Annotated in this window: 21 protein-coding genes and 1 pseudogene; 3 read left to right on the forward strand and 19 right to left on the reverse strand. The window is 49.2% G+C overall.

Features of this window, described 5'->3' with window-relative positions; translation table 11 throughout:
• Nucleotides 1–100: 100 nt before the first annotated feature.
• The 3 genes and pseudogenes from macB to KGP21_RS24375 all read right to left on the reverse strand — a co-directional run.
• Nucleotides 101–2,047 carry a macrolide ABC transporter ATP-binding protein/permease MacB gene (gene macB / locus KGP21_RS24365; RefSeq protein ID WP_223500382.1) on the reverse strand — a complete coding sequence of 649 codons (1,947 nt, stop codon included), beginning with the start codon at nt 2,045–2,047 and terminating at the stop codon, nt 101–103.
• A complete protein-coding gene (gene macA / locus KGP21_RS24370) occupies nt 2,047–3,156 on the reverse strand; it encodes a macrolide transporter subunit MacA (RefSeq protein WP_223500384.1) in 1,110 nt (369 codons plus the stop codon). The genes macB and macA overlap by 1 nt, the downstream gene beginning before the upstream one ends.
• A gap of 888 nt (nt 3,157–4,044) precedes the next feature.
• Nucleotides 4,045–4,402, reverse strand: a pseudogene (locus tag KGP21_RS24375) (transposase); the annotation flags it as partial.
• Nucleotides 4,403–4,710: 308 nt separating this feature from the next.
• Between KGP21_RS24375 and KGP21_RS24380 the strand changes: the two are divergent.
• Complete coding sequence (locus KGP21_RS24380) at nt 4,711–5,658, forward strand: LysR family transcriptional regulator (protein ID WP_021806789.1); 948 nt, start codon at nt 4,711–4,713, stop codon at nt 5,656–5,658.
• Between the two features lie 202 nt (nt 5,659–5,860).
• On the opposite strand, the gene KGP21_RS24385 is transcribed toward KGP21_RS24380, so the two are convergent.
• From KGP21_RS24385 to KGP21_RS24420, 8 genes are all read right to left on the reverse strand, one after another.
• Complete coding sequence (locus KGP21_RS24385) at nt 5,861–6,556, reverse strand: LuxR C-terminal-related transcriptional regulator (protein ID WP_037376175.1); 696 nt, start codon at nt 6,554–6,556, stop codon at nt 5,861–5,863.
• A gap of 158 nt (nt 6,557–6,714) precedes the next feature.
• Nucleotides 6,715–7,893 (reverse strand): hypothetical protein, encoded by a 1,179-nt coding sequence (locus tag KGP21_RS24390; RefSeq protein ID WP_223500385.1) that lies wholly within the window; start codon nt 7,891–7,893, stop codon nt 6,715–6,717.
• Between the two features lie 196 nt (nt 7,894–8,089).
• On the reverse strand, nt 8,090–8,611 hold the full coding sequence (locus tag KGP21_RS24395) for a hypothetical protein (protein WP_223536383.1): 522 nt from the start codon (nt 8,609–8,611) through the stop codon (nt 8,090–8,092).
• A gap of 45 nt (nt 8,612–8,656) precedes the next feature.
• Nucleotides 8,657–9,319: a fimbrial chaperone gene (locus KGP21_RS24400; RefSeq protein WP_223501559.1), complete on the reverse strand. Its 663-nt coding sequence runs from the start codon at nt 9,317–9,319 to the stop codon at nt 8,657–8,659.
• A gap of 28 nt (nt 9,320–9,347) precedes the next feature.
• Nucleotides 9,348–11,825 (reverse strand): PefC/AfrB family outer membrane usher protein, encoded by a 2,478-nt coding sequence (gene pefC / locus KGP21_RS24405; RefSeq protein WP_021806794.1) that lies wholly within the window; start codon nt 11,823–11,825, stop codon nt 9,348–9,350.
• Nucleotides 11,826–11,894: 69 nt separating this feature from the next.
• On the reverse strand, nt 11,895–12,416 hold the full coding sequence (locus KGP21_RS24410; RefSeq protein ID WP_037376178.1) for a hypothetical protein: 522 nt from the start codon (nt 12,414–12,416) through the stop codon (nt 11,895–11,897).
• A gap of 418 nt (nt 12,417–12,834) precedes the next feature.
• Nucleotides 12,835–13,140, reverse strand: coding sequence for a PapB/FocB family fimbrial expression transcriptional regulator (locus tag KGP21_RS24415; RefSeq protein WP_051363739.1), 306 nt, complete (start codon nt 13,138–13,140; stop codon nt 12,835–12,837).
• A gap of 110 nt (nt 13,141–13,250) precedes the next feature.
• On the reverse strand, nt 13,251–13,931 hold the full coding sequence (locus KGP21_RS24420; RefSeq protein WP_152525728.1) for a hypothetical protein: 681 nt from the start codon (nt 13,929–13,931) through the stop codon (nt 13,251–13,253).
• A 1,339-nt stretch (nt 13,932–15,270) separates the two neighbouring features.
• On the opposite strand from KGP21_RS24420, the gene KGP21_RS24425 reads away from it, so the two are divergent.
• On the forward strand, nt 15,271–15,936 hold the full coding sequence (locus tag KGP21_RS24425) for a DUF3313 domain-containing protein (RefSeq protein ID WP_223536386.1): 666 nt from the start codon (nt 15,271–15,273) through the stop codon (nt 15,934–15,936).
• 139 nt (nt 15,937–16,075) lie between these two features.
• A complete protein-coding gene (locus KGP21_RS24430) occupies nt 16,076–16,363 on the forward strand; it encodes a PapB/FocB family fimbrial expression transcriptional regulator (protein WP_051363740.1) in 288 nt (95 codons plus the stop codon).
• Between the two features lie 440 nt (nt 16,364–16,803).
• On the opposite strand, the gene KGP21_RS24435 is transcribed toward KGP21_RS24430, so the two are convergent.
• The 8 genes from KGP21_RS24435 to KGP21_RS24470 form a co-directional block, all read right to left on the reverse strand.
• On the reverse strand, nt 16,804–17,631 hold the full coding sequence (locus KGP21_RS24435; RefSeq protein ID WP_223500388.1) for an adhesin: 828 nt from the start codon (nt 17,629–17,631) through the stop codon (nt 16,804–16,806).
• A gap of 79 nt (nt 17,632–17,710) precedes the next feature.
• Nucleotides 17,711–18,241: a fimbrial protein gene (locus KGP21_RS24440; protein ID WP_094983130.1), complete on the reverse strand. Its 531-nt coding sequence runs from the start codon at nt 18,239–18,241 to the stop codon at nt 17,711–17,713.
• A gap of 14 nt (nt 18,242–18,255) precedes the next feature.
• Nucleotides 18,256–18,744: a fimbrial protein gene (locus KGP21_RS24445; protein ID WP_021806797.1), complete on the reverse strand. Its 489-nt coding sequence runs from the start codon at nt 18,742–18,744 to the stop codon at nt 18,256–18,258.
• Between the two features lie 13 nt (nt 18,745–18,757).
• On the reverse strand, nt 18,758–19,294 hold the full coding sequence (locus KGP21_RS24450) for a fimbrial protein (RefSeq protein ID WP_223500389.1): 537 nt from the start codon (nt 19,292–19,294) through the stop codon (nt 18,758–18,760).
• A gap of 64 nt (nt 19,295–19,358) precedes the next feature.
• On the reverse strand, nt 19,359–20,108 hold the full coding sequence (locus tag KGP21_RS24455) for a fimbria/pilus periplasmic chaperone (RefSeq protein WP_021179566.1): 750 nt from the start codon (nt 20,106–20,108) through the stop codon (nt 19,359–19,361).
• Between the two features lie 8 nt (nt 20,109–20,116).
• On the reverse strand, nt 20,117–22,693 hold the full coding sequence (locus tag KGP21_RS24460) for an outer membrane usher protein (RefSeq protein WP_371822647.1): 2,577 nt from the start codon (nt 22,691–22,693) through the stop codon (nt 20,117–20,119).
• A 122-nt stretch (nt 22,694–22,815) separates the two neighbouring features.
• Complete coding sequence (locus KGP21_RS24465; RefSeq protein ID WP_223500390.1) at nt 22,816–23,352, reverse strand: fimbrial protein; 537 nt, start codon at nt 23,350–23,352, stop codon at nt 22,816–22,818.
• Nucleotides 23,353–23,421: 69 nt separating this feature from the next.
• Nucleotides 23,422–23,961 carry a fimbrial protein gene (locus KGP21_RS24470; RefSeq protein WP_021179563.1) on the reverse strand — a complete coding sequence of 180 codons (540 nt, stop codon included), beginning with the start codon at nt 23,959–23,961 and terminating at the stop codon, nt 23,422–23,424.
• Between the last annotated feature and the right edge of the window lie 673 nt (nt 23,962–24,634).

Below are 24,634 nucleotides of genomic sequence, written 5' to 3' on the forward strand. Positions count from 1 at the left end.
ACCGTGAGTATCGACTCACAGCAATAGGTATCACCTGAACGTTATTGTGCCGAGGGTTCGGCAGTGCTCGCGGATCAGGGTGAAATTAGGGTTTGGCTGATTATTCCCGTGCCAATGCGTCAATGGGATCGAGCCGCGCAGCGCTGCGCGCAGGCAGATAACCGAACACGACACCAATACCGGTGGAACACAGGAACGCACTCAGCAGAGCCACCGGCGGGAAGTTGATCTGCCAGCCCGGCATCGCCAACTGCACCAGTAAGCCGATGGTGAACGACAGCGCGATCCCTAAAATCCCCCCCACCAGGCAGACCAGCACCGACTCAATCAGGAACTGTTGCAGGACGTCGCCGGAACGAGCGCCTACGGCCATGCGGATGCCGATTTCACGCGTTCTTTCGGTGACCGAGACCAGCATGATATTCATCACGCCAATCCCACCCACCACCAACGAAATCACCGCCACCAGGATCAGGAACAGTTGCAGCGTACGGGTGGTTTTCTCCGCCGTTTGCACCAGGCTATCCATGTTGTAGGTAAAGAAGTCTTTCTTGCCGTGGCGCAGCGTCAACAGACGCGTCAGTTGCTGTTCCGCCTCCTGGCTGTTATAGCCATCGCGGATACGCACGGTGATCGAATCGAAGTAGTCGTTGCCCATCAGGCGATTGGCCATCGTGGTATAAGGCACCCAGACGCGGAGCATCTTGCTGCTGCCAAACATGGTTTGCTTTTCCTTCGCCACCCCCACCACGGTCGCAGGCATATTGCCTATCAGGATCACCTCACCCAGCACGTTTTTTTGTTGCGGGAACAGACGGCGCTGGGTGTTGGTATCGATCACCACCGTCTGCGTCTGGGACTCTACCTGCCGGACATCAATTGCCGCCCCCTGAGAAAACTCCATACCGTACACCCGGAAAAACTGCTCGCTGACGCCCGCCACATTAGCCGCCACATCGATATTGCCAAAGCGCAGACGCATGCTGCTGCGAGTCATGGGAGAAAGCGCGCTGATATAAGGTTGTGCATGCAATGCGCTCAGATCGTCATATTTCAACGCCTGGCGGAGGGTTGGATCATCGTCACCAAAATCCTTACCGGGATAGACGTCCACGGTGTTGGTACCGATGGATTTGATCTCGGCCAATACCTGCTGTTGGACTGCATCGCCTATCACCAGGATCGAGATCACCGAGGCAATGCCGATGATGATCCCCAGCATGGTCAACAAGGTGCGCATCTTGTTGGCCGCCATCGCCCACCAGGCCATCGACAACGCCTCCCGGAAACGGTCGGCCATCTGCTGCCAGGACGGGGCTGGCGTGGCCAGTTCCAACGATTTGGCCTGTGCCTTGCCCTGCCCCTGTGGCCGAGAATCACCAATGATTTCGCCATCGTGGATTTCGATAATCCGCTCGGCCTGCTGCGCTACCGCCGGATCGTGGGTAACGATGATCACGGTATGCCCCTGCTCGCATAGCTGCTTGAGGATCGTCATTACCTCTTTACCCGAGTGGCTATCGAGCGCACCGGTTGGCTCATCCGCCAGGATCACCTGGCCACCGTTCATTAATGCCCGCGCAATGCTGACACGCTGCTGCTGCCCACCGGACAGCTGGCTTGGCCGATAGGCAATTCGTTCCCCTAACCCAAGGAGTTGCAGCAAGGCCGCCGCCCTGGCATGCCGTGCCGAGTTATTCATCCCAGCGTAAACGGCAGGCACCTCCACGTTATGCGCCGCACTCAGATGTGGCAGCAGATGATAACGCTGGAAGATAAAGCCGAAATGCTCGCGCCGCAGTTGGGCTAATGCATCGCCATTTAGCGTGGCCACGTCCTGCCCGGCCACGCGGTAAATGCCGCTGTTGGGTTTGTCCAGACAGCCGAGAATGTTCATCAGCGTCGATTTACCGGAGCCGGAAGCCCCGATGATCGCCACCATCTCACCGGCCTCTATCCGCAGGCTGACGCTTTTCAATACCTCCAGGGTCTGATCGCCGGATTGATAACTACGCCGGATATCACTCAGTTCCAACAGTGCGGCCATCAGCTGTCCTCCACGCCGCCGAGGCTGACAATCACCTCTTCACCGGCTGTCAATCCACTGACAATTTGCACATCCAGGTTGTTACGCATGCCGATCGTTACCTCCCGCAGCTGTTTCTGGCCCTGTTGCAGCACCGCCACTTGGTAACGGTTATCGGCGATCTGCTCCCCTAACGCTACCAGCGGAATAACCAGCGCATCGCTGGCGCCAGCCAGTTGGATATGCACCTGCGCGGTCATTTGCAGGCGCAGCAATCCCTGCGGATTTGGCACTTCGAAACGCGCGTAATAGAAAATAGCGTTATTGACCTTCTCTGGGGTAGGTTGGATGTCTTTCAGCACGCCCTCAAAGCGTTTGTTCGGATCGCCCAGCACGGTAAACCAGGCTTTCAGCCCCGGCTTGAGGTGGATGACGTCCGCCTCGGAAACCTGGGCCTTCACCAGCATGGTGCTCATATCTGCCAGCGTCAGAATATTGGGTGCCTGCTGCGCGGCAATCACCGTTTGGCCCTGAAAGGTGGTGATCTGCACCACATCACCGTCCATCGGCGCTTCAATGCGGGTATAGGCCAGATTGATCTTGGCGGTATCCAGGCTGGCCTGATTCTTGGCGATCTGCGCCCGGGTGTTTGCCACCTGCGCCTTTTTCACCGCCAGCTCGGTGGTCAATTTATCCAGATCCTGGCGCGATACCGCCTGCACCTTGGCCAGTTCGCGGTTACGCTGCAAGGTGACCTCTGCCAGTTGCTGCTCCGCCTGTGCCTGTTGCAGTTGGGCTTGCAGTTGCTGTAGCGTGGCCTCGCCTTCACGAATGCTGTTTCGTGCCTGTTGGGGATCGATCACGCCGAGCAGTTGGCCTTTTTGCACCTTATCGCCAATCTCGACCTTCAGGCTCTCTAGCTGTCCGCTGACCTGAGCTCCCACATCAACCTTGCGTACCGCATCCAGTTGGCCGGTCGCCAAAACGTTCTGTTGAAAATCACGCTGGGTAACCTTAACCGTTTTAAACTCCGCAGGTAGCGGTTGGCTGAAATGCCAATAAGCCACTATGGCAATCGCCACTAAAGCGCCTCCCCCTAGCAGCTTACGTTTTGTTCGTCCTTTTAACATATGGATATTTTTCCCTAACTATTTCGTCTATTCCTGCCAATTTCTAGCCGCAAAGCCGCCATCGAAATAAACCATCACGTGAATACATACCCCTCCAGCAAGGCCAATATGTGCAGCGAGCCTATTATTGATATTACTTATAACTTACCTCTGTTTTATAATGCTTAAGCTATAAATAAAACCATTTACCCCCCCTTCGGGAATGGCTTTTATCAAAACACAATGGCGCAGGACCGATAGCAAAGCCGCTGATCCCCCTATCGTGTGCCGAACCGGTAGTGGGCCGATACGTTTAAATTGACATGAGTGATAATAGAACTGATTGAAATTTTGAATGGCAACCATTATTGATTAATCTTTCTGATAGTTCAAATGGAATTTTCTCTCAAACAGGCAAATAATCCTGTATTCACAGTCGTATATTCTTAATATCTAAGTTATTACTTAAAACAAAACAAGAAGCATCTTACTTAAACATAAGACAATATGATTGGTTATCAATTGATGTATTCAGGATAATTATTAATAGGGTTATCTATTGGCACCATTGATGCCAACGCGATGCAGACCTCAACCAAGCATTTGAGTTGAGATGAAAGCCCCTTTACAGGGTGAATAAGAGTGAGCTGAATCCCGTTTTTCAAATTATCCGGCACCGACTCTTGCTTGAGAAACAAAAAAGGAGGTTTGGTGGGATGTTCAGTGGGAGCAAGCTAACGTTCCTGCGGCAACTCCAGACAAAGTCTGTCCCAATGACAGACTTATCTTCCTCGCCTATTACTCTCGCGATGCCAGAGATCACCGGCGTCACCGAACCTCATTACGACCTGCATTATCTCAAACCAGAGTACCAGTTCAGTGATACGTCAGGATAAACGAACATCAAACTGCCAGGCGCTGTTCCTCATAACGGCATATTGACAGCGACAAACAAGCCTGCCTGCACGGTGTTGTGATAAGCTCGTCGTGTTACACATCACTACTACAGCTTCCCGCTTCTGGTCTGTCGTCAGTGCTTTTTGCCTGAGAACCATCTGAAGCGCCTCCTTATCCAGCATGGCTTCGGCAAGTAGTTTCTTCAGACGAAGTTCTCTTATTCGATATTTTTCATACGCTTAACTTCCGACACATCCACACCGCCAAACTTTTTGCGCCATGTTTAGGAACTAACGTCGGAGATTTCATGCTTACGGCAGAGTCCACGGGCCGAAACCCCGGCTTCAGCCTCGCCGAGAATACTGATGATCTGTTCGTCGGAAGAACCAAATCAATAAATAAAACGGGCTCAATGCCTAGTAATGGCTTTTAATTCACTGAAATGCTCCATAGATTAAGTTTTTTCTCAGTATCAAATTTATAGGGAACACCTTATGCCTTCTTATAACTAAAATCATGCTGCCCAACCTTTTTTAGAAGCCAGACGCGATAAGTGTGATGAATAATCCCCATCACTTTAACCAGTATCACGAGATTAGCTAAGTAATTTATAACTTGCCAGTTAAGTGAAAATGGCTACATAATATTAAATTAAACCTTGCAGAATGGCAGAAAGTAATGAAAGAACTACAGTTTAAACTTAGAGATTTAAAAATAATTTCTGTCATCGCCGAAACTCGTAGTATTGGAGATGCAGCTACATTGCTAGGGATCGCTCAGGCAAATGTCAGCAAGCACCTCTCTGACTTCGAAGCCCGTATCGGTTTAAAAGTCTTTGAACGTACTACCCGATACCTAGCTCTTACTCAGTTTGGCGAAACCCTTGTTCCTTATATTAACGCGACCTTGGAAAAACATGAAGATCTAGCTAATTTTATTTCTGATTATAAGCATGAAAAACGTGGGCGAGTGACTATCTATGGGCCAACGGGGATTATTTCCTATCTTTCCAAAAGTGTTATTCATGAAATAAAGAACATTGATGACATTCACATTCATTTGAAGACATACAATCTCAATCGCCATGAGTTCTTCGAAGGTGCCGAGTTTCCAGCCGATTGCGATATATTGATCACAAACACGCTACCAAAAGATGAAAGTTTAGTTGCCAGTTATTTAACGAAATATGCCGTCACCGCATATGCAACACAGGAGTATTTAAACAGGCATCCAATAAACAGCCCCGAAGAGTTGGTGAATCACTCCTGTATTCTTATCGACTCAATGATGATTGATGATGCCAATATCTGGCGTTTTTATCATCATGAGTTTGATGAGCTTCGTGAGTTCAGAGCTACGGGGAATTATATCTGCGATAATTCACAAATAGCTCTTGAACTTGCACGAAATAATTTGGGAATAGTTTTGGCACCAAAAGGGAACCTTCAACAATATGTTCAACAAGGAATTTTACTTCCCTGTTTTAACCACAAGTATGAGTGGCGGCTGGATCTGATAGCTATCTTTCGTAAACGTGAGTTCCAGCCATGGCGTGTTCAATATGTACTAGATAGCGTACTCGAAACCCTTCGGCGGCAAATCGAGCAAGATGTAAACCGTGAGTAGTTAGTATGCTGCTGCAAATTAACGCAAGTTCTGGGGGAGAATAAACTGCTGAATTAGCTCAGAAATGGCATTATCTCCGCCAGGGCGGTGTAGATGGCTAGGGTCTTTTTACTTACAGTAACTGACGCGATTTGCATAGCACTCTTGTTGCCGAACATGCCCGATTTGCCGCTGTTACTTGCCACATCTACACCTAGTCCTGTTAGGAGCACTCATTATTCCTATTAACCGGGTAATCTGTAGTCGCCTTCTGATATGTCAGAGTATCAGTAATATTCTGTAACTGTATCGTGGCACTGACGTCGGGGTAACTGTCAGCTGCAGGTATCAACAGGTCCTGAATATTACGAGCGCCCAACTTGCTTAACCCGGAGCGCTTGTAATGACTGATGGTCTTGACGTTGAGCGCCAAAGTCTTGGCAATATCTTGCGCATTAAGTTCTTCCATCAAGCACTGCAGAACATTGCGCTCGCGCCCGCTCAGTCGTTCCCCACAGATAATCTCTCTGGTTGATAACACCTTCTCGCCGCGCATCACCTGCCCAATGAAACTCTGTAGCACCAGAAGTGTCTGGGTTAAATCAATTAGCCCGGCATGGCTATTCAAACAGTTGAGATAAAAACGCAGCAGCGGAATACTGGCCGAACCGGGATCCATCAGTACCTGGCAAGAGGGATGGTAGCGACGTATCGAGGTTGCCAGGCGCAGCAGGGCATCAATTCTGTAATTGCTGACTGACAAGATAACCAGGTCTACTTCACCATCCAGAGAACGCGACATATACAACCGGCACTGCTCAACGTCAGCAGCACCGAAAACCTGGGCTTGGGGTTTCAACAGCACCTCCAACGCTGTGCGGGTAAAACCGCATTCACACAGCAGAACAATATTTTCCATTTCTCGCTCACTTATTATGGGCTTCACATCACCCTCAGCCCTTATCAAGAACGCAGGCTCCATCGGTAATCGTGCATTAAAGGCTGGCTGCATCACCGTTCTACAGAGACGGTAAACTCGGACAGTATCCCGTAAAGCATGTTGATTTATGGTGTCTGTCAGTTGGCTGTAAGAGTTACAGAAAGATTCGTGCTCTGCAGTCCCGTCATGTCAGTTTTGGGATCCAGACTCAAAGTGTGTTCACCACTTGTTCCCCTAATAGTTACTGGTGTTCCAAGGGGGATGATATTCCCCAATTCATCCTTGATAGTGATCATGACATCCCCCAGTAACAGTGTATCGCCGGTTTTTGTTGGGCTATCGTAGGTTAAAGTCCAAATATCAGCCTGCCCGCTTCCCGATGTTTTCCAGGTGAGTGGCCGGACGACTGTATCCTGTCGAAGCAATACGGTGCCAAAGCTGATGACTGGGCTACCGTCATTGAGTGTTACGGTAAGTGGAGTCGCCTCTCTGTTGCAGGTAATTCTGAAGGGATACACCTGGGAGGGAGCTGAATAGTAGCTTCCAGACCCTAGATTGATCCCGACCGGGCTGGAGATACCATATCCAATCGCCAGCAGCGTATCCGTAAAAGTCATGCTATGCGATTGGTATTCATTTTTTGGTCCTTCAGGCAGATTCAGAGAAATAGAAAGTTGAGGAGTTGAAAATGCCGAACTGAAAGACAGTTTATTGTTTATCTGAAAACTCAACACGCCGTTCACCGGTGTCAGAATAGTGATGCAATGGGTGTATCCGCTACAGTTAAGAATATAATTTATCAAATTAGAATTGGTTGATTCAGGGGGCTGAACCCCGTACCCAGTGAAAGTATGCTCATCTCCATAAAGTGCTGAACCATAGACAGTTGCTGTTGCACTGGCATTGATGAACTGAACCTGAATCAGGTCATAAAGACTATTTTTCAGAACTTCTACATTTCTGATCAGTGCGTTATTTTCAAGCCCATGATTATCAATAGCGGTCATTTCCCGAGTGCTAGCCAATAACCGGAAATCAAAATGTGTTGGGTCTACCGTATTATACCATGATGATGTATATGTTGACATATTACTCTCAATTGAACACTGATAAGTCCAAGGGCTTGATGCAATTCCCATTGGGCTTATCCCCAATAAGAAGAGCACAACGCTAAAATGACAGTACGTATCTGTGGAGAGGCTTTTATTTCGTCCTATGTTCTGCTTGTTATTCGTGACACACCCATGAAAGCTATGAAAAATGTAGTACATCAAATAGTTTTTAACGCTGCCTGTCATCAGGCCAAATCTGAACATGTTATTTTCCTTTAACTTCCTTTTCTATTTTCGTCAATGATATATGAGTCGTAAAACACCTCAGGACCTTCACCCTGTGAGGTACGGATGACCCAATCAACACATCCGATACCTTTCGCTGAGGGTCACTGTTGTTCCTCATCAACTGACGATAATTTTCTCTACCAGGCTAACGGTGTCAGTTACCCCAATCTGATCACGGGTTGACCATGGTAAACCGGATGGCAGCAACCACGTTACCGGGTTTAGTACCGATATTGACGGTGGTAGCGGGTATCACTGTGCAGATACGCGTGTCCGTCCCTGAACAGAACTGCCGCATAACGTCGGTGACTCCGTCAATGCCGTAAAGTATCCCGTCAGGTTTATCCGCCGTAGATAAGTTCAAAAGCACTGGGCTTCCTGCATTACCTAGGTCACCGTCGTTAACCATGTTTATTGCTGTGGGGTTGGTAGTGTTCACCATCCCGGTCACTACTTCCGCATAGACAGATGATATTCGGGTATAGCTGCAGGTGATGTTCAGGTTAAATGGAGTTGTAACCTGGGTTCCCAGATGTAACACGCCGAGGGAGACCGTCTTGCTGTCTGCGCCATCTATATCTACCGTGCATGGTGGAGCCGTGAAGCTTGCGGTCACAGTAATAGTATCCGTGTTGCTTACGGCATTAGCCCCCGGTAACATGGTGGTACACAACAGCAGCGCTGCTGGCAACATGAAATATACTAGCCTGCGCTTCATGATATTATTCTCTGCTCTGTGTTACTGGACGTCATAATCCTGCCCACCCCCCCAGTCATTGATTGCCTGTACGGTCAGTTGCCCGTCACCACGCAGTCCGGTGTCCACCTCACTGAACGGCGGCAGTTGGGCCAGTGCCTGGCGCTTTGCTTTCGGTATCGTTACTTCTTTACCGTTCAGTTTCAGGCCCGTCACCGCAAACCAGTACGGTGTCGGGTTCTTCAACCAAACCTCATTATCCCGTCGCTGCTTGATCAGCTTCTTCTCGGCATCTTTACGCCCTTCAGTCAGGGCATTTGGCCGGTATATCAACTTCACTCGCGTATTCATGGCTATCGCAATGGTACTCCCATCCACCTGTTTCGGTTTCGGTGGCAATTCCTGGACATTCAGCCAGAACAGTGACTCTCGGTCTGCTGGAAGGGCTGGGTTGACATTCATCAAGCGGACCACCTGCTTTTTCCCTGCATCCACCTTAAACACCGGTGGAGAAGGCACCATAAAAACGTCCGCTCCGTTCTGGGTGGTGTTATCTATCCACACCTGCCCCCCCCAGGTGCCCTTTGCGTTGTTGGTTACCTCCAGTGAGATGTTCTTCTTGCTTTCTTCATAAATAAATCGGGTCCCGTTAAGGACAAATGCCGCCATCGCCGGGGTGACCGCAGCGGTAACCAGTACCACCATAAGGGTGATACTCAGTAATACACTTTTTCTATTCACAACGAGTTTCCTGAACTGTAATTGCCCCGCCCTTCAGACCGGTGGCGTCAAAACGACATGTTTTTCCGTCAGTCCGACCTACGGAGATAGTTTTCGGAGCAGATAAGAGGTTCATCAGCAACACACCATTGTTAGTGATGAAACCAGCGTCTACCCCCTGTTCCGTGGTGGCACTGCCACCAGTCATAATGTTCCCCTGCGCGTCACGTACACGCAGGATGTAACGCTGTACTTTCTGGTAATCAAATTCACGATAGATAATGGCTCGCTCTGTCGGCACCACGTTGTATGACGTGTTTAGCAGCTCAGCGCTGTCCGGTACGTTTTCTGGGTTAATACTGATAGTGGTCGGGCTATAGGCCGATAGGAACATCACCGTACTACCGTTACTATTGGTTGGCAGGGATGTGCCACCAAAGGTCACTCCAGGGGTATCTTTAATTTTCAGAACAGCCACGGTCTCCGTTGATTCTTTCGTCAGCAACAGACCGTTCTCGGCAGTAGCAATAGCCGACCCTGACAAATTGCCAGACAGAGTGGTGGTACTGCGGTTCTGTGACACGGCCAGGTTGGTCTGCATGCGCTCGAAGGCGTAGCTCGCAGAAGCACTTGCCGTGTTGTTATGCTTCTCGTCAGTTCCAGCGCTCACACTGTAGTTGAGGCGATTGTTCACCGTCGCCGAGGCGCTGGTGTTAAACGAGGCCCCATTGTAACGGTTGTAACCCATCGTATTACTGGCGTAATGTCGGATCCCCCTGAATGAGAACGGAATACTCACCCCCAGCGAAGCCGAATAGTCGTCCTGTGTGGACCAGGCATTGCGTGACCAGTTGGCATTTATGAAGAGCGAGATCCCATCCAGTACAGTGGTGCTTGCTGATAGACCTGTACCAAATGCATCCCGGTCACGATTCCAGTAGGTTTGCTGCCAGAAGGATCCGCTCAGCCAGACATTGTCGACCCGCTGGTTCACTCGGGCCTCGTAACGCGCTTTCTCTCGCCCATCAAAATAGACATAGCGGTACGGACTATCCTGATTGTCCGTAAGATAGATTTTACGTCGGTACTGCTCCCGCGGTTCCCAGTTGGCAAACTCGGTATATCCTGGACTTTGGTAGCGATATGTAAGCAATTGGATATCAGTATTGTTGCTGAAACTTTTCGCGTACTTCAGGGTGGTACTCACCCCCTGACGTTCTGAACCGTCATCGTACTTCGCTCGCGAGCTGTTCAGATTGGCAGACAGAGCCCCCCACTTCCCAAGAGGCTTGGTAAAGCCGAGGCCGGCCGCTTGATAACCGCCGTGCACAAGAGTGGCCATGTTGACCGTTCCTGCTGGCAGGCCCCAGTCGAAACTGGTCAGTGCAAAGGCGCCATTGCCGGAGGAGAACGCATCCTCAATCCGGTTGCTGTCATTACGCTGTCCCACGGCAACGTTATAATTGTAATCCCCTGAACGCAGCAGCGACGGCAGGGTTGCCACAGGGTATTCAGTGACCGTTTTCTGGCCACTATTATTCTCTACGGTCACTATCAGGTTACCGTTACTGATGGAGGTGATGTCATCCAGCCTCCATGGGCCCGGCGGCACGACTCGGGAATAAATGGTGTATCCGCCCTGGCTAACCGTGATACGTGAGGTATTTACTGCTACCCCAGTAATAAGCGGAGCATATCCGCGGGTTTGCCAGGCGCGCATGTTACTATTGGAACGAATGGCGGCCCCGTAAAAACTGAAGTCAGAGAACAGTTCTGTGCGAGTTTGCGAACGACCCAACATCAGATCCCCCTTAATCTGACTGATAGCCGTTGATAGGGTCAGGTCGCTCGAGTTGACCTGAGTGCCCCAGGTATTTCGCGTGGCGTTAATATTCCCGGATAATATCCAACGCCCGAGGTTCAGGCTGGTTTTCAGACTGCCGAAGGCATTAAGACTTTCATTAGTACTGTAATCCGTATTAACGCTCTGAATGTTCTTGTTAAAGTTGCCGCTGTAGGTGATACGCAGACCGTTGATGCCGTAGTCCCAGTGGGCGGCATCGTTCTTCTCCAGCAGCCAGGCCTGGGGAATGCCAAAATCAAGCGTCTGAGCACCAAGGTCAAAATCAACGTGAGTGTTTTCCTTACGACTCAGGACGTAGCAGCCACGGACCTTATCAAAAGTCTTCGCATAGGCTTCGGGCAGGAAGAAGATACTGGCGCTTTTCAGCCACTCAGGAGTAAGGCACAGATGATTGTTTTTTTCATCATCGCTGCCCACGCTCAAAGCCAAACGGCCGGTGCGGGAGCCATTCAACATCACGTCGACATAATACTGCCCTGCCGGATATCTGACCTCGCCCCTTAAGATGGAGGGGACTTCTGTCATACCTTGCATAAATGCTGTGTTGATTTCGTCGGCATATCCCAGAGAAGAGAAGATGCTCAACGCAGACAATGGCAGTGCAGGATATTGTAGTCTGGTGTTCACGTTAAGCTGCCTTCAGAGAAAAGAGAGAGCGGTTGGCCAGCAGTAGCTGCCAGCTGGCCAACAGGCTTGTTAGTTGTAAGCCACAACAAAAGCTGCAACAGATCTGTAGTCACCCGCAGTGTCACCACCGTGCAAGGTTGCTTCGAACATTGCGCCCGTCGTGATCAGTACGTCCCCAGAGAAATCAGCGGATAGATTGGAACTCTTGATACTTTGAGCTGGCGTGACACTCGCGTTAACAGTATCAATAGCAGCCCAAGCATTCACAGCTGCACCAGACTGGGCTTTCAGGCCGTTGGTATCAAATGCACCATTCCAGCCGATGGTTGCTGTGCTGGAAGCAGTCAGACTCTGGCAACCGACCTGGGTCATATCGGCCTTCAAAGCAAACGGGACGGCGGCGCCCGTGCCGTTTGTACTCACAGTACCCAGTTGGACCAAGTTGTTTACAGTACCGCCACCAACAATCGGCAAGATGTCACAGGTGGTGTCGGTGACTACCCCCAGGAACTGCACTTCGCCATTAGCAGCCACAGCTGCACCAGACGTAACTGCCAAAACAAGAGCAGAGATGGCCAATAATTTTCCCATGTTGTTTCCTTTACTAGTTAATAAATAATGATTAAAAGGTTTCGTGCACTACTTCGACTTAGAGACACCTAATGATATAAATCAGTTAATTCCACTTGAGATATAAAGTTAAATTTAATTACAAGGTGCCCTATGATTACTACGTGATAACACGAGGTGTTACTTTCGCCATTTTTGGCAATGGCGAAATCACAGCACCCCGGTATCAAAACTCTATTGACATTAAATACAAACCAAGGAGATAACAATATATTCTCATTAACACCAAGAACCACAGACAAAAGCGCTCAAGATATAATTATTCTAACCTTCAGGAAATTGAGGGGCACAGATTGGTAGAGCATCCGTAATCTTAACTAAGCCGTATCTTTATTCTCTCCTTTCACTCCATTTTTAGTTTCCCTATCAGCTTTACTATTCAGATACTCTTGCTCTCCTCCTGCGATTCGGCTTGAGTCATAGACTCAGGCGTATACATTAGGGCAATAGTCCGACTCACTGTTTGCATATGGTGGTATTTCACCGAGAAATAACTCTGCGAAACACTATGTTTCTCACAGGCCTCCTGGCGAGACAGGCCATTGACTAACACATCCTTAAGGGCGTTTCGCATATTTTTCCCCCGTAGGGTACAAACGGCTGCCAGCAGCAGAAAATATCTCTCCGCCACTTCCCCTGGGACTAACGTACTGGGTAACTGGCGGTTATTGTATAATGCACACATTTATCTGCCTTTAGTAATTATTAAACACAAATATTTTTATTAGCTGTCGACAAAGCAACTTGCACTATAACTTATTATGAAAAACCCTCCAGTTGATAAGTGATGATGTTTCAGGCATCACTGAAGGTCAACGAAGGTATTAGCTCCATTGCCGGATTCTTCAGCCTCAGCGCTTTCTCTATCACTTGGCGATGGTGGTAGATGACTTTATGGCTTCGTCCGAGCAACTTTCCAGCCTCTGCTGGCGTATATCCTTGGGACAGCAAGTCTATCGCAACAGCCCTAGCCTTTGGGGAGGTAACCACACCGGCAAGTCGCTGACGCAACCACTGATTAATCTCTGTAAGAACTACCTCTCGCGGAATTTCTGCAAGTGATGATCTCTGACACCCTGCCCATTCCGGCCCCGCAAATTCTTTGCCGACGTGTTCTGTAGCAGATATATTGGGAAAACCAGCCAACAAGGCATCATACTCCTTCAGAAATAGAAGCCCAAAATACTCCTGCATCATTCTGTCTGAAAATAAAAAATAGTGTTGCGTCGCCATTAATGACAATGCTGGCCAGTTCGCACGTAACTCACGAATAAGGTTGAAATGACGCCTCGGTGCGCCATCAATAATGAGTAAGTCCGGTCGAGTGGCAGATAGGGTTTCAAATAAAATGTCGATACTGCATGTTCTTTCAACATAAACATCACAGCCTGATTTTGGCTGACACAAGTATTCAAGCGCGACGCCAGTAACCGTATTCCTTGAGTACACAATAATATTTATAAATTTATTTCCCAACCCATAAAACAGGCTTATCTATACATGCTGATACAGGATACCCCCTGCTTTTGATGTGGGCAATAATAGCGCCCGACAAATAATCTCAAAAACAAAATTTTTTAATCCTGTTGATTAATTTCACTAATATATAGAAATATTGACAATTAAAAGCATTAGCTTGCTTTTAGATAATTATCATTGATCTTGGATTTACAATTTAATTATAAATATCCACAAACTCATATAGTTAAAAAAATCAATTACAATTAAATTGAAATATAAATTAATTGTAAAAACCAATCAATACATAGAGTTGTTTTATTGGTCAAAAAAACAGAAGATAAGTATCCACTTGGGAAAAGATGTCAATTAAATTGACTTTACCGGTAACATTAGACAGGTTGAATCGTGCGATATCTTTACAAAATTCAGAATCTTTCTTACTAATGATGAACCAGTGAAAAGTTTACGGCCATGATCAGAATGTCCGAACCAAAGTAAACGTAGGTGAGGATGTTTTTGTTCGCCTCATTGATTCCCGCCTGTATCATTTACTCCAGATAAGCACTGTTAATGGCAACAACGGATATCTCCTACCGCGCCTAGCCCATGACTAGTGCCTTGCGGCGTACATGGATACACCGGTTGAGAGGAAATAACACCTGGCGGTTTACCTCTTACCGGTGTGTAGCCATTAAGCAGAGTAGGCAAGAAAGCTCACCCTATAGATAGTATGATGTCCGTCTCTTTCTCTAGGTCAATCGGATTTTGGTTAACATCCCGTGTTCCGCCGAGAACACAGCTAGCAAAAAATCAAGTACCTTCAACATCGCCGTAGTGTGCCATTCTGTTGTCGCCAGGATAAAAACTTGCCACTCCTTCATTGCGCATAACGTGAACAAATATCGGTATTACACAGTTCAGTTGTGGGAAGGATATTTTTGTATTTATTTATATAAAAAACAATATATATAGCAAACCACTGTATTAAATCGATTTTTTAACTTAATCGAAATTTATTTCAATGCAGTGCATTGAAGTTTTATTTTAGATGTAATACTTTCAACTCATAAACAAAATGGAGGTATATTTTCTTAATAGACAATAATTAAAATTGGAAGAGGTGTTAAATGGCTGTCTGTTGTGAGATATCGAAAAATTCGTTGGGGATGGATGCTAATGTTAATGAACTTCACCTTACTCATGGTAAAAAGATGTGAGGTAGATAAAATCTTAACGAGAAAATAATAACCATGCTAATGAAACACATTTAGCATAAATCTTAAAACACTGTAAATGGCAGTGAACTGATTCTTTTTATGACCGTCGTATAACTATCAAGGTAGACATCCAAGTAATGAAAAATACACTTCAATTTGTTCTTTGCTTTCTTTTAGCTGTAGCATTATCTGGATGCGCGGGTAAATACACTGAACCAAATCGATATTCCGATTTTCTAAACGATTACAGTCATCTGCAACCAGAACGGTCAGCGTCTGGCGTTCCTGTTCTTCGTTGGACCTCATCGAGTTATAAAACGAGCGATTATGATTCTGTCTATATTGCCCCAGTTACTTTCTGGCCCGACATTCCTATTTTAGAACAGGCAAAAAAAGAAAAAATTCAGGCTATTCTGGATTATACCAATACCAAACTCCATCAAACGCTCAAGAGCAGCGTTCCCGTTGTTGATAGACCTGGCGCTCGGACCTTAACGCTTCGCCCAGCGATAACGGCTGTGGATTTGCAAAAGCAGGGGCTGAATGTGTGGGAGATCATGCCAGTCTCCGTACTGATAGCTGGAACGCAGTATCTTACTGGCTACCGGACACTGGATGTCACATTCTATTTCGAAATTGAAGTGAGTGATTCACTAACGCATATTCCGCTTATTACGGCTGTACGTCGGAGCCAATCAGCAACCATCAGCAACTCTCATAAACAACTGACCGTAGGAGAGGCGAAAGAAGCGATTGATGAACTGGTAAATGATCTATCTCTTTATGGAAAGAGTAATCAGTAAATATTTCTTTAACTTTGTCGTCTGAGGAACAGGAGTGACGCTCCCTGAGTCAAAAGATACTGCACTACTAGTTTTAGTACTCATAACTTAGTCGACAGTTAATAAAGATATTTATTCCACAACTATTAAAGGAAGACAAATGGACGCATTAAAAAACAACCGCCAATTACCCAGTACGCTGGTCCCAGGGAAAGTAGCCCAGGAATATTTCCTGCTTCTGGCAACTGTTTGTACTCTACGGAGTGAAAGTATGAGGAACGCTCTTGAGGATGTGTTAGTCAATGGCCTCCCTCGCCAAAAAGCCTGTGAGAAACATAGTGTGTCACAAAGTTATTTTTCGGTGAAATACCACCATATGCAAACAGTGAATCGAACCATTGCCCTGATGTACTCATCCGGATTACTGAATGCTAGTACTCAGCAGTAGGAATGAGAGTCGCCCAACTTAATCGTCAAAATATTATACTGCCATAAATAAAACATAACACCTTACAACAAACCATAAAAACAATACTCAAACAAACACTTACGGCTTGCCAAGCGGAGAAAGTTTTACATAAAAAACATCACAACCTATCGTTATCGCATAACTGGAGTAGCTCACTCGTTTAATCCACCAGAGGATATGATTGCGTATCGTCATATATAAGAGGAGTGTATTCTTTTTTGTATCCACTATCTGGATGACTAAAGCGGGGCAAAGGCACATATAATTATTTTTTACTCATTCATTAATACCTGTCAGCATCACTTGCTCATAAGAATCGCTGTTTATGGTAGCCATCGTCTGATACTGGCCTTTTTCCACTCGCTGGGCTCAGCATGGGGCCGGTTGAAGCAGCCGCATGCCGCGCCCGATATCAGTCACTAAGGCATAGTCAGTATTGCGGTGGCCGATCCGAAGAAATCACCGGCTTCCACGGCTCCCACCTTAGTCAGCGTAGAGACGAACTCCAGCGGCATCTTGGTCGACGCCAAAGCATGTATCCTGACCCCGGTTGAGCCACTCACTCCATCAATCGTCAAGCGGGTTTGCAGGCTACCGTCGCTTCTGAGATTGACCATACCGTTTCCGGCCGACCCTGCAAGGTAAACCATCACGTCCATTTCTTGCGTGCAACGGACATAACCAGTCTGCCGGGCTTGATGTCCTTCAATGTCCCTCAATTGAACCTGGCCGTGGATCAGTTCAACGCTGGTTTCAGTAAATTCACATTTACCCACCGGCGGCGGTACAATCCCGCATAGGCTGCTGGGCATCATGGTGCTGCCACCGGCACTGGAGGTTCCAGCTGTCGTTTTATAGTACATCCCTACACATTCCTGCGTCACCGCTGGGCCAACGTGATTCTGAGTTCCACTGCGTGGTAGCGAATACTTACGCTGAAAAGCCGCCCCTACGTCGCCTACCGTGCGCAAATTCTGGATACCGTCAAGGTATTCGCCACCATCTGAAACACCAGGACCGGCCTCTCCAGCATCACTGTGCCGGTGGCCAATAAATACCGTACATTGCCCCCACCCGTAACACGGATTTGGTGTGGCATCAACGGTATCCCAGTATTCAATAGTCCACCAATATTTGGCGTTCTCGGGTGTCCCCTCACTACGGGTAATATAAGAATAAATCGCGCTATTGGCGCTATATGTTGTCAGCAACGTGACAGCAAAAAGTATCGCTTTAATGGCTTGCATAACTACCCCTGTGATCATCCCTTATCTACCGCGGACTTATTAGTCGCGCCATCGATTTCAGGGTAAGCCGTATTACGGGCTACTCGTATTCCAATAAAAACGTCGCGCTGGCGGTAAAGTCGCCAGGGTTAATGGTTTTTTGGCTAATCGCATCGGGTTCACCCTGCACATAGGTCCGCAGGCTAATGGTATTATTGCCCGCGATCAGCCCTTGGTTATAGCGACCGGTATTGATCGCGACCTTATTTCCCTGCTGCGTTTCAATACCTATGCCAATACCGCTGGTCTGGCTCGCCCCGGATATCGCCAACAGACCGTTCAATCTGCTATTTTCCGTACCGGAAAAGGTCAGCTTCACCATATTTCCCAGGCTAAGATCGCAATCATCGAGATGTAATACCAACGGCACCCCTAGCGTACGGGTGTTGATATAAAGGTATTTCTCAACGATGGAACCAAAATCGATATTGATATTTTCATCCGTGACTCGCAATGTGCAAGGGTCAGCCACCAAAGCGCCTCTAAAGCGTACGTTATCAACCGCCAGTGATACGCTGGATAAACCGCAAAACCCTACAGTCAGGGATAGTAACAGTGCCGAAAATCGCATGATATATCTCCCTGTTATTGATAATCAGCCTGCAGCGTTGCCATTGCTTCAAACGCGCCTTCCGTTAGGGTTATGCCCACCTGCTGCACCGGTACGGCTTTAAGCTGGGGTTTACTGGTCGGCGTGATGGTTATTTCACTGCCAATAACAAAGGGTTGACCGTCTCGCAGGATTTTAATCCCCAGCCCGTTAATATTGGTTCGCACCGCGGCGTTATCAAAAGAAACGGGGTTCCCCGTAAGCTTCAATTTTAACGCCCAACCATGGGTATTTGGCTCACAAACCAGATCATAATTAATGTTCTGCATATAGTTAACGCCATCCACTTTTTTGACACCCACCTTCAGGCCAAAATCAACGATGATATTATTACCGCTATTAATGCTACAAGGCGGTGGTTCGAGCAGCGTTCCTCGAAACCTCATATCGCCCCCTGCGGCAAATGCGGTAGATAACAAGCCACTTATACCCGCGGTCAGTAGGGATAACAGTAGAATTCGCATGTCTTGTGCTCCCTTACTGGTAATCAATTAATAACGTGGCGGAGGCGGTAAACTCGCCCCCCGTCAAGGTGGCCCCGCTACGCTTGACCGGCACCGCATACAGCACCGGTTGATTGGGATAGGTGTAGTTAAACCAGGTATTGATATTTAACCGTTGCGTCCCATAGTACAAAGCGATACCCAAATCACCTTTATTGGTGCTCAATAATCCGGTCCCAAAGCCCGCCGTGCCGCCTTGAATCCTCATTTTGAGATCGTTGGATTTCTGGATGTCACAACTCAGGCTATAGGCAATAGTCTGCTTATAATTGACGCCATCAATCCGGGTGGTCATCACCTCATCGCCAAAGTCCACCCAAATGGTTTGATTATTATTAATCGTACAGGGCGGTGGCAGTATAACGGTTCCCCTGATATTCACCGGCATTGCGCTGACCGGAACAGTGGTCAGCAAGGCACTGAATAGCACCCCGGCAAGGCAATAGCCTGAGGCCCTCGATCTCATGCTCCCCCGGCGATGTTTGCCAGGAACAGGATAATATTGTTGCATACGTTCTCTCCTTGCAGACCTGACCCCGCGCCCTCTCCCTGTAACCTGGCACGACCGGTTTCAATTAACTCTTCTTCGCCGGTTCCACCTGACAGTCCGATCCGCCGCAACGGAACGTCAGCACTGGGCGGCCGCCATAATCGTTGACGTAGGTCAGCACTGGCGATCCCCCTAATACCGACGCGCTAATACCTAAAGGAGCACTACTTTTCGGCTCCAGCATCAGCGGCTCAAAACCCGTTGCGCTGACGCCCTTTCTGCTGCCCGCATCCACCAGCGTCACGTAGTACGGCGTCGGGTTGTTCACCACATACTTGTCGCCCTGCTTAGTCAACGTCAGTTGGTCCTGCCACGGCGTCGCCATCTCGGTGACCGTTTTCACCAGCGCTTTTGGCCGATAGAACAGTTTGATGCGCGTCTGCAACGCCAGTTGCAAGGTGTTAGCCTTGTCACTCTTCGGCGGGATTTCACGCAGGTTGAAGTAGAACAGCGTTTCCCGATCCTGTGGCAGTTGGCTCAACACCGGTAACGCCTGTACCTTCACCTGGCTCTTGGCACCCGGTTCGATGCGCTGTACCGGCGGCAGTACCGTTAACGGGCTGGTCACCTTGTTGCCCTTGGTATCCTCTATCCAGCCCTGAGCCAGATAGGGCAATTGCGGGTTGTCATTGTTGACGTTCAGGCTCACCGACTTATCGCCGCCAGGAAAGATGATCCGGGTACGATCTAGCGCGATCGCCGCCTGGGCCTGCGTGGTCAGCGCGCACAGTAAGGTTGCGGCGACCAGCGCCATCCCCGTATTGGTTTTCGTCATTTCGTATCTCATTGTATTGTCTCAGCCTTTTTCTGTATTGCGGCCAGGTCTGTGGTGTCTTTTTTCGCGGTTATCGCCCGGCAAGGCAGCAAGAGCTCAGCCATGCCGTTCGCTGGCAATACCGCCGGTAATGTCAGTTCACACTGCGCCTGTTCATCCCAGTGAACCGTCATCGTTTCACCGCGCTCAATACCACTCAGGTATACGCTGCCGGCGTCGCTGACGATCCCCACATCGCGTTTTTTCAGGTTCTGCACCGTTGCCCCAAACGGCGGCATCGTGCCATCTGCCAGACGGATCACCGCCATGGCCTTCTCACCCGCTATCACGTCAAACCGGCGATAGCCTATCGCGCCTTCCGTCAGCGTGGCCTGCACCACCGACTTCATCGCTTCGGCGTTATCCGGCAACTTATCCAAATCGATATTCACCCGGTTGCGGTAATAGCTGTTCATGTCAGCCACCACGGCTTTGCCGTAGCGGTTGGTGCGCACTGGGGCACCGTAGTTACGGATCGGGATATTGGCTACACCATCGGTGTCGACCAGCAAACGGGTGCCGCCCGGAATAGCGACCCTATGCATTGCTGCACCTTCTGCAGTTGCTGTTACCCCGCCCTGCAATGCCAACCCCACCGTGCTGTAGCTCCCGGATTGAGCACTGGCGGTGGCGTTAATCTGCGCCCAATCCGCCTCGTGACTATAGAAACCACTGGCCAATGGCCCTTTGCGAGTAAAGCCGGTGCTCACCTGATAGCTGCCACGATCCCCGACCCGGTCTGAGTAGCTGACCCGGTGGGTGTTGTCATTGCGATCCAGCGTGCCGCTGTAGCTCATCGAACCGCTGTTACCCCAAGGCAGCGACAGTGACAGGAACACCCCGTCGTCATTCTGCCCGTTGTACTGGTTACGGTAGCCAGTCATCGACAGGCTGAGGTTCTTGAAGCGGCCAATATCCATGTAGCGCATCAGCGACAGGCTGTAGCGATCGTTGGCGTCCCGATCCCAATAGGTCTGATGGTCATAGTTCAGGTTGGCCGTCAGCCCTATCTCGCGGAATTGCTGGCTGTAGGACACCGTGTACATCTCTTTGCCGCTCTGGCTGCGGGTTCCGAGGTTACGTACCTCCAGGAATTCCCCCATCGACATAAAGTTACGTTCCGAGAAACGATAGCCGGCAAAGGTCACCTGGCCACCAATCTGGTCAAAGTTCTTCGAATAGCGCAGACGATAGGATCCCCCGCTTAGCGTGTCCCCCTGCGGCAAACTCGCCCGCGACTGAGTCACGTCAAACGACAGTGCACCAAACGCCATCAGGTCGCGGCCAATCCCCACCGCCAACGCGTTGTACTCATCACCGGCCACCACGCCACCGCCGAACAGTGACCAACCATTGCTGACGCCCCAAGAGAATTCACCGCTACCGAATAGCGGCCCTTGCGTACGGTGCCGCCAGTCTGTTGGCCGCCCGCTCGCCAGCTTGTAGCGCACCATTCCCGGGCGGGTCAGATAAGGGATGCTGGCCGTGCTGATAGTGAACGCCTGGACGCTTCCATCCTGCTCTTCGATCCGCACGTCCATCAGTCCCGATACCGCGTTGCTCAGATCCTGAATACGGAACGGGCCAGCGGGCACCAGAGATTCATACAACACTCGCCCCTGCTGGCTGACCACCACACGGGCGTTGGTGCGTGCCACGCCACTCACCTCTGGCGCATAGCCGCGCAGGTTCGGTGGCAGCATCGCGTCGTCGCTTACCAGGCTTAGCCCGGTGTAGCGGAAGCTGTCGAAAATGTCGGAATTGAGGAAGTCTTCACCCACCGTCAATTTGGCACGGAGCCGCGCGATCGCCCGGTAGGCGGTATACTGTGTCCACTCAAAGTTGCGCTGGCTGGACTGCCCAGAGCCGGTTTGATGGTCAATTTGCGTCTGCCAACTGGCACGCAGCCGCCAGCTTCCCGCATTGGCGCCCACCACCCCGTTGCCGCTCAGGTTATAGCCTTTCTCGACACCGTCGTTTTGATCCTGACGTTGACTCTGAGCATTGAGGTTGTAATCCAGCAGCAGCCCGGGAATACCGTTATCCCAACGTGCGGGAGGATCCCAATCGGGAGAACTGTATTCCAGGTAAGCCTGCGGAACGCTGAGATAGAGTGTGTTGCTGCCCAGCTCGGGGCGCGCCGTCATCCCCTCGAGGCTACCGATCACCAAGCATTGCCCGTTGTGCCACCAGGCCAGATCGCGGGTAAATTCCTCTTTCAGCCCCATTTGTTCCACCAGAGCGGCAGACAAACAGGCTTCGGTCACGTTTGGATCTTTGTCCGTGGGATAAAATGGGATCGTCTGTTCAGGCAGTTCTTGCTGGTTGACGTTAATCAGCAGGCTGTATTCACCCGGCATCACGTAACCACTGCGGGAAAAACGTCCCAAATCGATATTGCCGCGCTCCTGAACGTCGAGCACGTCGGTATTGAATTCGATGGGTTTAGCGGCAGAAACCTGGCCATTCACCAGTGCCAGCGCAATCAACAGCGGCAACAAGCGGGTGCGCGGAACCTGTACTCCTACAAGTGGGGTGCTCATCATCCATTGACCTTTATGCGTTAAAACTTTCCCGGGCGTTATGGTTGTTATTAAAGGGAATGCCCTGCCGGAGAAGTAAATCTGTCTAGGCGTGCTGACTATCCGTTATCATGTCAGCCTGCAGCTCAGTGATATTCCAGCTGGTAGCGCACCTGAGCGCTATAGGTGCCCGTCTGCAACGGCTGGTTGTTGGCGACCATACGTGCGGTGTAATGCAGCAGCATTTCTTTGCCCTGCAACACCGGCGTCTGCGGCGGCAACGCCTTACCTGGAACGGCCTCATTCCCCAACGCATCGTTCACCACCAGCGCTACGCCGCGTGCCTGCCCCTCTACGCCGAAACGCCCATCTTCATTGCGACCGTCAAACGTGACGCGAAAGTGCTGCTTGCCCAGAATATTATTGTTGCTGTGCTTAAGCGTGCAGTTCACCAGCCGGATACTGAATGGCCGCGACAATGCCTGACTGTCATTAATAATCCGATCAAAGGGCAGCGTGCCCATATCAACGGTCTGGTCTCGGCTGGTGGTGTCAATATCGCAGGCGGTAGCCACTATCGCCCCGTTCATGCTGAGTTGGCTTCCTTCCCCCCAAACCGGCAGCGCCGTGACAGCTCCCACCAGTAAAAACAACGAGGTAGCCGCAAAACTATTCACCGACATCCCTGGCTCCCGTAATCAGCAAGGACAGCAAAAACTGCATGCGGAAACCGCATGCAGTAACATCCACTATTAGTTGTATGCCATGGTAAAGTTGGTGGTAGAGGTGAAGTCACCTTCTACGATATCGGTCAACGTAGTACCGGCATGCCCCTGTAGGAAGGCGGTGAAGCTCAGAGTGTTGTTACCCGCAATCAGGTTCTGCACGGTAGTTGCAGTACCCAGGGTGATCGGTTGGTTAGAACCATCAAACATCGCGATGCTTGCACCTTTTGCCGCGCCAGTGATGGCCAGCAGGGTGTTGGTGGTGCCAGTTGCGCCGCCATTTGGACCAGCGAAGGTGACCTGTACTTTGTTCTTGCTAGAGATATCGCAACCTTGCAGTTTGATATCAAAGTTCACCACGTTAGTAGATTTACCACCATTCACCAGCTCCACATTAGCCACCTGGCCAAAGCTCTTGGTCTGGTCAATACTTTCTGGAGCGATAGAGCAAGGTGCATCAATGATTTTACCTTCGAAATTTACCTTGCCCGAACCCGCATCAGCATTTGCCAGAGAGACCATACCCAGAGACAGAACCGTAGCCAGCGCAATGTTAGTCAGTTTCATGTTTTCTTTATCCTTAAAACGTTAATTTAACGAGAAATCCAGACATACCTACCCCGACACAATTAAAACGGTGCCTATCAGAACAACGCTGTTTTATTTGGCGGTAATGGATATACCCGGCAGCATCCTTTCATTTGGTATAAAAGAAGGCATCCCTTTCCTTCCCCTTTATTTGCGAAGGGGCATATCACCAGAAAAGACAAGGCTCTCCCGGCGCTTCATCCGATGAATAAAGCGAATTATTAAAATACAACTTTATGCGACAGCCCTGAATAGATAGAACTTCAACCATAAAGCAGCCACGCACCAATTTTTTCATTGATCCGGGCATTTATGATAAGACAATTCTCGCACCTTCTCCATCGGACAACCTCATCTCCTGTCGCCAAAAAATTATTGCAAATACCTATAATTTTTGAAAGTGTTGTTTTCCAAATGGAGCAATTTCGCCATAAAAACCTTATTTATATGCAAGAATATTCTTATTGCGACGACTACGGTCGCAAAAACGAATTACTTAGTATTTTATGCTGCAAAACGCGATATTTGCGAACTCATTGATCGTAAATTTGGTTTTCACGAAACAATAGTCCATGATAGCTTAGAATGGTAAACTGACGCCTCATAAGGAAGAAATGGGGGTTATGATTCTGACAGTATTCCCCTGTGATCA

Source organism: Serratia sp. JSRIV004 (assembly GCF_019968705.1).
GTDB lineage: Bacteria > Pseudomonadota > Gammaproteobacteria > Enterobacterales > Enterobacteriaceae > Chania > Chania fonticola_B.

Excerpts from the sequence above, each read along its gene's own strand:
- macB (WP_223500382.1), bottom strand. The coding sequence starts at position 2,047 with ATGGCCGCACTGTTGGAACTGAGTGATATCCGGCGTAGTTATCAATCC.
- macA (WP_223500384.1), bottom strand. The coding sequence starts at position 3,156 with ATGTTAAAAGGACGAACAAAACGTAAGCTGCTAGGGGGAGGCGCTTTA.
- KGP21_RS24380 (WP_021806789.1), top strand. The coding sequence starts at position 4,711 with ATGAAAGAACTACAGTTTAAACTTAGAGATTTAAAAATAATTTCTGTC.
- KGP21_RS24385 (WP_037376175.1), bottom strand. The coding sequence starts at position 6,556 with ATGGAAAATATTGTTCTGCTGTGTGAATGCGGTTTTACCCGCACAGCG.
- KGP21_RS24390 (WP_223500385.1), bottom strand. The coding sequence starts at position 7,893 with ATGTTCAGATTTGGCCTGATGACAGGCAGCGTTAAAAACTATTTGATG.
- KGP21_RS24395 (WP_223536383.1), bottom strand. The coding sequence starts at position 8,611 with ATGTTGCCAGCAGCGCTGCTGTTGTGTACCACCATGTTACCGGGGGCT.
- KGP21_RS24400 (WP_223501559.1), bottom strand. The coding sequence starts at position 9,319 with ATGGTGGTACTGGTTACCGCTGCGGTCACCCCGGCGATGGCGGCATTT.
- KGP21_RS24410 (WP_037376178.1), bottom strand. The coding sequence starts at position 12,416 with ATGGGAAAATTATTGGCCATCTCTGCTCTTGTTTTGGCAGTTACGTCT.
- KGP21_RS24415 (WP_051363739.1), bottom strand. The coding sequence starts at position 13,140 with ATGTGTGCATTATACAATAACCGCCAGTTACCCAGTACGTTAGTCCCA.
- KGP21_RS24425 (WP_223536386.1), top strand. The coding sequence starts at position 15,271 with ATGAAAAATACACTTCAATTTGTTCTTTGCTTTCTTTTAGCTGTAGCA.
- KGP21_RS24430 (WP_051363740.1), top strand. The coding sequence starts at position 16,076 with ATGGACGCATTAAAAAACAACCGCCAATTACCCAGTACGCTGGTCCCA.
- KGP21_RS24435 (WP_223500388.1), bottom strand. The coding sequence starts at position 17,631 with ATGCAAGCCATTAAAGCGATACTTTTTGCTGTCACGTTGCTGACAACA.
- KGP21_RS24440 (WP_094983130.1), bottom strand. The coding sequence starts at position 18,241 with ATGCGATTTTCGGCACTGTTACTATCCCTGACTGTAGGGTTTTGCGGT.
- KGP21_RS24445 (WP_021806797.1), bottom strand. The coding sequence starts at position 18,744 with ATGCGAATTCTACTGTTATCCCTACTGACCGCGGGTATAAGTGGCTTG.
- KGP21_RS24450 (WP_223500389.1), bottom strand. The coding sequence starts at position 19,294 with ATGCAACAATATTATCCTGTTCCTGGCAAACATCGCCGGGGGAGCATG.
- KGP21_RS24455 (WP_021179566.1), bottom strand. The coding sequence starts at position 20,108 with ATGACGAAAACCAATACGGGGATGGCGCTGGTCGCCGCAACCTTACTG.
- KGP21_RS24460 (WP_371822647.1), bottom strand. The coding sequence starts at position 22,693 with ATGATGAGCACCCCACTTGTAGGAGTACAGGTTCCGCGCACCCGCTTG.
- KGP21_RS24465 (WP_223500390.1), bottom strand. The coding sequence starts at position 23,352 with ATGTCGGTGAATAGTTTTGCGGCTACCTCGTTGTTTTTACTGGTGGGA.
- KGP21_RS24470 (WP_021179563.1), bottom strand. The coding sequence starts at position 23,961 with ATGAAACTGACTAACATTGCGCTGGCTACGGTTCTGTCTCTGGGTATG.